Annotated in this window: 5 protein-coding genes and 4 pseudogenes; 4 read left to right on the top strand and 5 right to left on the bottom strand. The window is 62.7% G+C overall.

Features of this window, described 5'->3' with window-relative positions; translation table 11 throughout:
- Nucleotides 1-62: 62 nt before the first annotated feature.
- From AWC17_RS04090 to AWC17_RS04070, 5 genes and pseudogenes are all read right to left on the bottom strand, one after another.
- Nucleotides 63-359, bottom strand: a pseudogene (locus AWC17_RS04090) (transposase); the annotation flags it as partial.
- A gap of 54 nt (nucleotides 360-413) precedes the next feature.
- A pseudogene (locus AWC17_RS04085) lies at nucleotides 414-1,292 on the bottom strand (IS110 family transposase); the annotation flags it as partial.
- A gap of 369 nt (nucleotides 1,293-1,661) precedes the next feature.
- Nucleotides 1,662-1,868, bottom strand: a pseudogene (locus AWC17_RS04080) (transposase); the annotation flags it as partial.
- A 162-nt stretch (nucleotides 1,869-2,030) separates the two neighbouring features.
- Nucleotides 2,031-3,596, bottom strand: coding sequence for a flavin-containing monooxygenase (locus AWC17_RS04075; protein WP_007172240.1), 1,566 nt, complete (start codon nucleotides 3,594-3,596; stop codon nucleotides 2,031-2,033).
- Between the two features lie 45 nt (nucleotides 3,597-3,641).
- Nucleotides 3,642-4,532, bottom strand: a complete 891-nt coding sequence (locus AWC17_RS04070; RefSeq protein WP_172975555.1) for a metal-dependent hydrolase — start codon at nucleotides 4,530-4,532, stop codon at nucleotides 3,642-3,644.
- A 137-nt stretch (nucleotides 4,533-4,669) separates the two neighbouring features.
- Between AWC17_RS04070 and AWC17_RS34110 the strand changes: the two genes are divergently transcribed.
- From AWC17_RS34110 to AWC17_RS04050, 4 genes and pseudogenes are all read left to right on the top strand, one after another.
- A complete protein-coding gene (locus tag AWC17_RS34110) occupies nucleotides 4,670-4,993 on the top strand; it encodes a hypothetical protein (protein ID WP_007172237.1) in 324 nt (107 codons plus the stop codon).
- Between the two features lie 332 nt (nucleotides 4,994-5,325).
- Nucleotides 5,326-6,564: an IS110 family RNA-guided transposase gene (locus AWC17_RS04060; protein WP_007172236.1), complete on the top strand. Its 1,239-nt coding sequence runs from the start codon at nucleotides 5,326-5,328 to the stop codon at nucleotides 6,562-6,564.
- A 712-nt stretch (nucleotides 6,565-7,276) separates the two neighbouring features.
- Entirely contained in the window at nucleotides 7,277-9,064 is a 1,788-nt protein-coding gene (gene ltrA / locus AWC17_RS04055) for a group II intron reverse transcriptase/maturase (protein ID WP_046186391.1), read from the top strand.
- Between the two features lie 184 nt (nucleotides 9,065-9,248).
- Nucleotides 9,249-9,927: pseudogene (locus AWC17_RS04050) on the top strand (transposase); the annotation flags it as partial.

Raw genomic sequence — 9,927 nt, 5'->3', positions numbered from 1 at the left:
GCCACCTGTCGCAGACACCGTCCACAACGAGAACACCCTGCTCACGCTGCCGAACGACCGAACCGACGCAAGATAACATTGGCCCGCTTCAGTTCTCGTATCTCTTGCTCGAGCTCTTTGACCCGCTGTGACTCCGCAGTGGACACCCCAGGTGCATACCCGTCGTCGATATCGGCCTGACGCACCCAGGAGCGCACCGACTCGACCCCGTAGCCGAGCTGGCGGGCTACCCGTGACACCGTTCCCTGCTCGGTGCCCAACTCGGCACGCAGTGCCCGCACCATCCGCACTGCAGCGGCCTTCTCCTCCGGGCTGTAACGACGCGCCGTGGGCTTCCCAGACGACTGTTCCTTCGGCATACCTGCATCCTCGTTTCCAAGGTCAGGAGCCTCCGGGATTTCCAGGGCGATTCACACCTCGGCAGTCTTGCCGGAGAATCCCGGAATGCTCATCAGCAGTTCCCGGGTGAGGCGAAAGGGCGCCATCGCTTCCTCGATGCGCTCATCGAGGCGACCGATATCGGCGGTGTGAGCATCGATGCGGTCAAGGAACAACCGGGACATAAACGCGTGATGCTCACTGAACCGGCCGATCAACGCCTCGGTCAACGCCGGGATCTTGCGGCGCAGCGTCCGCTTGGCCAGATCGGCAATCATGGCTGGATCGTTCTGGCCGGCGATCAGCGCCTCGAGCATCGCTCGTCCGGACACTCCGGTGATGTCGGTGGCCACCGAGGTGAGTTTGATCCCGGCGTCTTCGAGCAGCTTCTCCAACCGCATTACCTCGCGCGAGCATTCCCGGGTGATGTGCGTGCGTGCGTGGGTCAGATCCCGCAGCGCGCGAATTGTCAACGGCAATCGAAAACTGATCAGGAGTCGGCAAGCACTGGTCAGTATTCACTTGCCGCCGACACGAATCGGCGGCGGCGGCACCAACGACGCCGTCACCAGCCCGTGAGCCCCGAGATCGGCCAGCCACGCAGCATCAGACACATCGGTCTTGCGGCCGGGCACATTGCGCACCCGCGACGCATTGATCAGCATCATGTTCAGCTCATCGTCGAGCAGGTAGTAGAACGGTTTCCAGTAGTCGCTGGTGGACTCGATCACCACACACGTGACCTTCTGCGCGATAAGATGCTCACGCAACGCCAGGATCTGTGATGTCATGGCACCCCATGTCGTCACTGTCGACGACGCTCCTCTGCGTCCATGGCCCTGAATCCGCACACAGACCTTCGCGTCTTTCTTCGAGCAATCGATTCCCGCGCACCGCGGGTGCACCACATCCATCGAACTCACCGCCTCCCAACAGGATTGACAAAGGGGCGTGTTCCGGGGAGATGTCGGCGTCGTCTGAAAACTGACCCCGTGTCGCCGTTGACAGGAGAGCGGGATGAAACAGAATTCTGACACTCGTGCTCGACGGCAACATTCCACGGTCCCCGTGGATGGGGGGCTCTCCACCCTCAGGCTAATTTGCGGGCTCACAGGCAACATAGTGCAACCGGGGTCAACCGAAACACCTTCCAGCATGAACCGTCGGCCGCCTGGACGCTGAACCCAGCGCAGGCCCCGTTCGGAACCGCAACTGGCTCGCGGAATTTTCGATCACCACGGTGAGAGCGAAGCGCGCCCGAGAAGCTAGTTTGATAAAGTCGGGTCGACCGCTCCGGCCGTGGTGAGCACGGTTTTGCGGCCGCGCCCGTTGCGGGAGTTGCCCGAGCCATAACCAGCCGGATCGCCGTACTCATAGCCCAGGTGATCAGCGATCTCGACATCCAAAGCGCGTTGGAGCACCGCCTTGGTCATCTGCGCCAACAGCCCCTCAGGTGGAGGCGTGGTGGTCGAACGAGCTGGCCACCGCACGGCGGATCGACTGGTTCAACCACCGCCGCCTGTATGAATACTGCGGCGATGTTCCGCCAGCCGAACTCGAGGCCGCCTATTACGCTCAACGCGAGAGAGCAGCCGCCAGCTGAGCTCTCACATCAGAAAGTCTCCGGACTCACCGAGACAGTCCCCGTTGGATTATCCGGCGATGAGCGGATTTGTGCGGTGCTCACCGTTTCCTCGGTTTGAGCCAGAAGCCATTTCGGAAGTGCTTTGGTGTGATGTCGAGGCCGGCAGAGTTGCCGGCCGGGATGCTTTGGTCGTGAAGCGCAGACCGTCATCGATCTTGCCGCGGCGTATTTGACGGACATCGAAGAGGTAATTCTGCTTTGCTTTCCATGGACCGCGGGATCCAGACTTAGGGAGTTGATCCATCGCGCGTTGGAAGTAGCCGGGCGCAAAATCCGTGAACGGCAGTTCCTCGACATCCTCGCCAGGGTGGGGAGCTACGACGGTGTCGTAGCCGTGCGCATCCATGTAGTTGAGTAAGCGACAGACGTATTCAGACACCAGGTCTGCTTTCAGTGTCCAGGACGCGTTGATGTAACCGATAGTGAACGCCATGCTCGGGACGTCGGATAGCATCATGGCCTTATAGGTCATCGACTTCGCGACGTCGACGACCTGGCCGTTACGGGTAATCTTGGCGCCGCCGAACAGCCGCATGTTCAAACCGGTCGCGGCGACAATGATGTCGGCCGTCAACTCCTGACCCGAGGAAAGCTTGATCCCGGTCCTGGTGATGTGGTCGATAGTATCGGTGACTACATCGGCCTTGCCGTCCCGAATGGCCTTAAAAAGGTCGCCGTTAGGGGCCAGGCATATCCGTTCATCCCACGGGTTGTACTTCGGCCCGAAATGCTTATCCACGTCATAGCCTGCGGGCAGCTGGTGCTTAGCCCAAGCGATCAGCGCTTTTCGCATGGAACGGGGAAAGCGACGCGCCAGTCTGTACTGCGCCACAGCTAACAGGATGTTCTTCCAGCGGTTGACGAAGTCCGCGCTCCTTGTCGGTAACCACTTGATGAGCTGCACGGCAATGGGGTCGATGTTTGGCAGCGATCCGATGTAAGTCGGTGAACGCTGCAGCATCGTTACCTGGCCAGCGCCTGAATCCACGAGGGACGGAATAAGGGTCACTGCGGTAGCACCGCTGCCGATGACGATGACGTTCTTACCCGCATAATCGAGGTCTTCGGGCCAGTTCTGCGGGTGAACAATAATTCCTTCGAAATCCTTCTCGCCCCGGAATTCTGGACGATACCCCTGGTCGTAGTCGTAGTAGCCGCTGCACGCAAACAGGAACGCGGCCGTGATCTCGGTCGTCTTTTGGCGGTCCCCAGCCACCTTGATCGTCCAGCGCCTGTCGGCGTCCGACCAGTCCGCAGACAATACCTGGCTACCAAACCGGATGTGGTTGTCGATGCCGCTCTCGGCGGCAGCTTCCCAGAGATAATCCTTGATCGTGGCGCCATCAACGGTAAAGCGCGGCGAGTGCCACGGCTTGAAACGGAACCCGAAGGTGCACATGTCGGAGTCCGATCGGATGCCCGGATACTTGAACAGGTCCCATGTACCACCCAGATCAGCTCTGCGCTCTAGAACTACATAACTCTTGTTGGGACAGCGCTCCTGCAGATGCCAGGCAGCGCTGATACCGGAAATACCCGCACCCACAATCACAACGTCAAAGGATTCGGACATAAAACTGCTTGCTCCCTTCTTGGCGACGGTCTCGGTGAAATTCGGTCACTTCAGGTAGCCGACCAGGGCCCCCTTGGTGCCGAAGAGTTCCTCCTGCCATTGCTCGAGCAACGCGTTGGTGTCGATGTCGTCGGGATGAAATCCCGGTCGCAAGTATTGCCTGAGCTCTGGGATCAAACCCCGAAATATCGGACCGCGGTAGACCCGATAGGTCTCACGCACCAGTCGCACTGGCTGACGGCACGCTTCGGGATCCCGCGCCACCGAATACGCCAGCGTGCCACTCATGAGGAGGAGCAGAAGGGGGATCATTACCGCCATCACACGTCGACGCACCCGCTCGGTACCCCCCACCGAGCGGAATACGTCAAAGGCAACCGACTTGTGCTCAAGTTCCTCCAGCGCATGCCACTTCAGGAGATTCCACACCTCCGCATCACCCGGGATCGCCCGGAAGTCCTCATCGCCGAGCAGCCGCTCAGCAAGTATCGCGGTGAAGTGTTCTGCGGCTGCTGTCACCGCCAGCGGAATCCGGGCCGGCAGCACCTCCTCGATGCGTTTCACCCAATCAACAAACTTTTCGGAATCCCACCACCCAATCGGATACCCCATGTCAACGAGCTTGTCATTGAGCGCCCGATGCTGCTGGCCATGCACCGATTCCTGACCGATAAACCCGGCCACCCGCTTCTTCAACCCAGGATCGGCGATCTCATCGGCAAACCGGCGCACCGACCGAATGAACAACTCCTCCCCCGGCGGGAACGACCCCGACAAGTTCGCCCACAGGTGGCTGAAGATGATGTCGTCATCGAAGAAATACTTGCTGCCCTCGCCAAAGGGGAAACGTATCCGCCGGGTTCTCGGATACCGAGACCCCACACTTGCCGCACTTGCAGTGGTCACTGCCCCTTGTCCTATGTCTCCGTCGACCATGACAGGCTGCCCTTCCTCGAACATCCAGTTTCGGATACCGATAGTATCGGGTGTAGACGTGGTGCTACAAGTCAAATGTCCCGCTCGCTCGCTTGGGGAGACGCGGGCGCAGAAAGCGCCATGCCCGGGGTACGCAGATGCGCCTGAAGCGGGTGTGGCTGTTGACTTCCATTTCGATGGCACCACTGACCGCCGCCAGATCAAAGATCGTCTCGATCATCGACGAACACACCCGCAAATGCGTCGACGGTCGGGTGGCGCGCGGCATCACCGGCGAGGACCTGGTCCTCGAATTTGACCGCCTGGCCAGACAGCGTGATACCCGCCCGACGGCGCTGCGGTGGAGCAATGATCAGGAACCTAATAGCTTTGTAGGGCACTGGACGATTCCTGATCAGAACTCGGGGCTAGACCCCCTTCCACAGGCGGGAACGCCGGCTGCTCTGCGACCTTCCGAGTGAGCGGTCGGCCAGCGAGTGTCGACGGAACGCCTGACCGATACCGGGGTCGGCTAGACCTGCCGGGAGAACGGCGAGGTCGGCGTGTCGTGACCGGCTGCTCCTCGGAAGGGGTTGGGGTGGGGAACGTGGTTCGAGCCCGCCTGCACGATCGACACCTCATCGACGGGGAGCCGTTGAGCTCTGACAAAGACTGGGGGTCGTGCGGGTTGCTGGGGTCGCGAACGGCTCAATCGGAGGTCAGGCCATCAGAGCCTTGCTATTAGGGCGCCGCGCGTTCTCACAAAGGGTCACGCACCCAACACATTTCGACAACCAAGGAGGTAAATTTGTCCATGGTCACGTGTGGGATCGACTGGGCCCAGGATCATCATGACGTCGCGCTGGTGGATGCCGACGGTCGGCTGGTCGCCAGACGGCGCATCCCCGAGTCGGTCGCCGGATTCGCCGAACTGACCGCCATGCTGGCCGATGCCGACGACGACCCTGAGGATCCGATCCCGGTCGCGATCGAGACCCCGCGCGGGTTGCTGGTCGCCGTGTTGCGGGCCAGCGGTCGACCGATCTACCCGATCAACCCGATGTCGGTGGCCCGCTATCGGGAACGGACGTCGATGTCGGGCAAGAAGTCTGACCACGGCGATGCGGTCACGCTGGCCAACATCCTGCGTACCGACATCGACCAGCATCGTCGGTTACCCGCCGACACCGAACTGGCGCAATCGATCACCGTGCTGGCCCGTGCCCACCAGGACGCCACCTGGCGGCGTAACCGGGCCGGCAACGAACTGCGGTCGCTGCTGCGGGAATATTTCCCGGGTTTCCTGCACGCCTTCGCCGACCGTCCCGGCGGAATCACCGCACCCGAAGCTCGTGCGGTGCTCGCCATCGCTGCCACCCCGGCCAAGGCGGCGCGGCTGTCAAAGCCGCAGATCACCGCCGCCCTGCGCCGCGCCGGACGCCAACGCGGCCTGACCACGCTCGCGGCGACAATCCACCAGCAGCTGCGGCTGCCGCAGCTGCGACACCCCGCCCCGGTCGAAGACGCCTTCGGTATCCAAGCAGTCGCATTGCTGGCCACCCTCGACGCTGAGTGCGCCAACGTCGACCGGCTGGGCGAGGCCACCGCCGCCACCTTTGCCCAGCACGCCGACCACAGGATCATCACCTCATTTGTGGGGGTCGGCGACCTTACCGGTGCCCGCCTGCTCGCCGAAATCGGCGACGACCGAACACGATTCGCCGACGCCCGAGCATTGAAGGCGTTCGCCGGGTCGGCGCCCGTCACCAAAGCCTCTGGGCGCAGCATCCGCATCACTCACCGGCACGTGAAGAACAACCGACTTGCCGCCGTCGGATTCGTCTGGGCGTTCATCGCGGCCGGCTGCGAAGGACCCACCCGCGCTCACTACCTGACACGCCGCGACCACGGCGACCGCCACCCCGCAGCCCTGCGCCACCTCTACAACCGCATGCTCGGCCAGCTCTACCACTGCCTGCAAACCAGCCAAACCTACGACCCAATCAAGGCATACCGACCACCCCCGACGCACCCCACACGAGCCGCCGCTTGACTGTTAACAAGATCGGAGGTCTGTGGGTGCGACGCGATGTCGCGCATGTGAGTGAGCTCGTGGAGTGGAGGTCGGCGATGCCGGTCGCGTAGTTCTCGGTTGGTGTTCGTGACCGATCCCCGCCCTGACGTGCGTCGACGGGTCCTGCCCGTGGGCGTGCGAAGCTCAGGGAAGAAGCCCAAGGGCCCCCGTTCCGTCTGGGGGAACGACCGGGCGAGGGAAGGCCGGACGGGCGAATGCGAATGAACCCTTGATGACGCCTCGTTATTTGAAGCCCGGGAAGACGGGTTGAGAACCCGGGTGATAGGACCCGGCCGCTGGCAGTGGCGGCAAGCGGCGACCGGAGGCCACAGGCCGGTCGTGCGAACACCGCTGGTCTCGGGGTATAGAGGGCGCCCTCCCCGGCCGTATCTCGTATGCGCGGAACGTGGAAACCCCGTCGGGTCCGGCCTTCGGGCCGGTAGGCCGATCGTGAGAGGGGCGGAATCCCTCGGCGGGAACAGGATGCTCAAGAAGCGAATGCCGATGGCCGAAAGGCAGCGGGACCTGTGGTCGTGGTGCCGCCGCTCCTCCTGGGCGGCGATCATGGGGAACCGGTCGGATACCAGCGTGGTGGCTGGGCTCGAAAGGGCGCTGACGTGGGCAGGTGAGCCTTTGAAATACCGAGACCGAGGGCCTTGCGAACCGGAAGGGCAAGTTGGACACCGTAGAGGTGAACGGACCGGAGGGCGTTTTCGATTGGACCGTCGTGGATTGGCGTGTCCATGAGGAAAACGTAGCGAGGTTGCGGCGCAGGATCTTCAAGGCGACGCGGGAGCAGGACTGGGCCTCGGTCCGGTCGCTGCAGAAACTGATGCTGGGTTCCTGGTCGAACACGTTGGTCAGTGTGCGACAGGTGACTCAGCGCAATGCTGGGCGTCGAACGGCCGGGATCGATGGGGAGGTTGCCCTGTCGCCCGAGGCGAGAGCGAATATTGCGGTGCGAGTGCATGATTCGCGGTCGTCGTGGGAGCCCTTGCCGGTTCGGCGTGTGTATATTCCGAAGGCCAACGGAAATCAGCGTCCGCTCGGTATCCCCGTGGTGATGGACCGCTGTCATCAGGCGCGGGTACGCAACGCGCTGGAGCCCGAGTGGGAGGCTCGGTTCGAGGCCCGTTCCTACGGGTTTCGCCCGGGCCGTAGCTGTGCCGATGCGATCCAGTCCCTTTTCCTCACGCTCAAAGGGCCACGAGCCCAACGGGCATGGATTCTGGACGCCGATTTGTCGGCCGCGTTCGACAGAATCGACCATCCTCGGCTACTCGACAAGCTGGGGTCGTTCCCGGCCAAGGAAATGATCCGAAAGTGGCTGAAAGCCGGGGTGATCGAGAACGGCGGGTTCGCGCCGACCGAGGAGGGTTCTCCGCAGGGCGGGGTGATCAGCCCGTTGCTGATGAACGTGGCACTGCATGGCCTGGAGGAGGCCGCGGGAGTTCGTTACCGCAGTTCGACCGGTGTTTACGCCGGCGCGGCGATAGCGGGCAACCCGGTTCTGGTGAGATATGCCGACGATATGGTCGCCTGCTGCCATTCACGTGAGCAGGCCGAACACGTCAAGGCGCAGCTTGCCCGGTGGCTGGCTCCGAGGGGTCTGGTCTTCAACGAGGATAAGACGCGCATCGTCCACCTCGAAGAGGGATTCAGCTTCCTCGGATTCAACATCCGCTGCTACCGCCACGGTAGACGGCCGGGCAAGTTGTTGATCAAGCCGAGCCCGGAGGCGATCGAGCGTATCCGCAAACGGTTGGCCGAGGAGATGCGCAGGCTGCGCGGCTCCAACGCCAGGGCGGTGATCGCCCGGATGAACCCGATTATCCGGGGATGGTCCGCCTACTATCGAGGTGCGGTGTCCAGCAAGGTTTTCAGCTCGCTGGACCACTATATGTGGCGGCTCACCTCCGGGCGGGCGCGCCGACCGCATCCGAAGAAGCCGAAAAAGTGGATCGCACGCCGCCACTGGGGTCGGTTCAACAAGTTCAGGAACGATCAGTGGGTGTTCGGCGATCCCGAACGGCCGTTGGATGACCGCCGTGAAAACATCGCGTGTCTGGTCAAATTCTCCTGGACTCACATCGTCCGACACACGCTAGTCGCGGGCCGGGCGTCTCCCGACGCCCCGGAATTGGCCAGCTACTGGGCCGAACGACGGCGCAAGGTCAAACCCGCGCTGGACAGCTACAACCTGCGCCTGCTCGCCAAGCAGGACGGACGGTGCCCGCTGTGTGGCGATCATTTGTTGACCGTCGATCAACCCCCGCAGTCGCCCTCCGAATGGGAACGGTGGTGGTTAGGAGTTGTCAAGCGAGCCATCGCCGCCGAGCATCTCACCCACCACGGGCGGCTGGCCCGGTTGGACGAGACCCACCTGGTACACGCCTCCTGCCATCGCAGCCTTCGGGCTAAGTTGCGCGGGAGCCCAACGAATTACGCAGTTCCCGCAACGTCCTCGGGGCTTGCTTGAGCCGTATGCCGGGACGACTGGCACGTACGGTTCTGAGGGGGGACCGCCGCAGCAATGCGGCGGTCCTACCCGACATGAGCCTCGGTGAGGCAGCCTGAAGGGGCGCCGCCTTCCCGAGGGTGCTCTGAATTCGGTTTGTCTGATCAAGGACCGGCGTTGGCGCGCTGGTTGGGAAGGTACGCCCATGCTCACGGTAGTTCACGACGTCGACGAGTCCAACGACAACACCGGTTCGGGTCGCTCGTTACTCGATGAGGTCGTCCGCGATGGCGCCCGGCAAATGCTTGCGGCGGCGCTGGAGGCCGAAGTCGGCCTATATCGCGCAGTTCACCGATCAGGTTGACGAGAATGGGCATCGCCTAGTGGTGCGCAACGGCTACCACGAGGAGCGGACCGTGTTGACGGCCGCTGGGGCGGTGCCGGTCAAGGCCCCGCGGGTCAACGACAAGCGCATCGACGCTGACACCGGTGAGCGGTGCCGGTTTTCCTCCCCGATTTTGCCGGCGTGGGCGCGCAAGTCGCCGCAGATGACCGAGGTGTTGCCGCTGCTGTGCCTGCACGGGCTGTCCAGCGGGGATTTCGGCCCGGCGCCGGAGCATTTCCTCGGCACGGGCGCGGCGCTCTCGGCGACCGAGATTACTCGGCTGACCGCGCAGCGGCAGGACGAGGCCAAAGCCTTCGGCAAGCGTGACTTATCCAGCACCGATTACCTGTATTTGTGGGTGGATGGCATCCACCTCAAGGTGCGCCTTGAGGTGGAGAAACTCTGTTTGCTGGTAATGATCGGGGTCCGTGCTGATGGCCGCATGGAGCTCGTCGGGCTGGCTGACGGCTTCCGGGGATCGACTGAGTTCTGGGCTGAT

Source organism: Mycobacterium nebraskense (assembly GCF_002102255.1).
In the GTDB taxonomy this organism is placed as follows: domain Bacteria; phylum Actinomycetota; class Actinomycetes; order Mycobacteriales; family Mycobacteriaceae; genus Mycobacterium; species Mycobacterium nebraskense.
The sequence above is the reverse complement of the archived record's forward strand: the minus strand, read 5'-3'. Positions and strand labels throughout refer to the sequence as shown.

Coding starts and splice junctions, on each gene's coding strand:
- AWC17_RS04075 (WP_007172240.1), bottom strand. CDS start 3,596: ATGTCCGAATCCTTTGACGTTGTGATTGTGGGTGCGGGTATTTCCGGT.
- AWC17_RS04070 (WP_172975555.1), bottom strand. CDS start 4,532: ATGGTCGACGGAGACATAGGACAAGGGGCAGTGACCACTGCAAGTGCG.
- AWC17_RS34110 (WP_007172237.1), top strand. CDS start 4,670: ATGCGCCTGAAGCGGGTGTGGCTGTTGACTTCCATTTCGATGGCACCA.
- AWC17_RS04060 (WP_007172236.1), top strand. CDS start 5,326: ATGGTCACGTGTGGGATCGACTGGGCCCAGGATCATCATGACGTCGCG.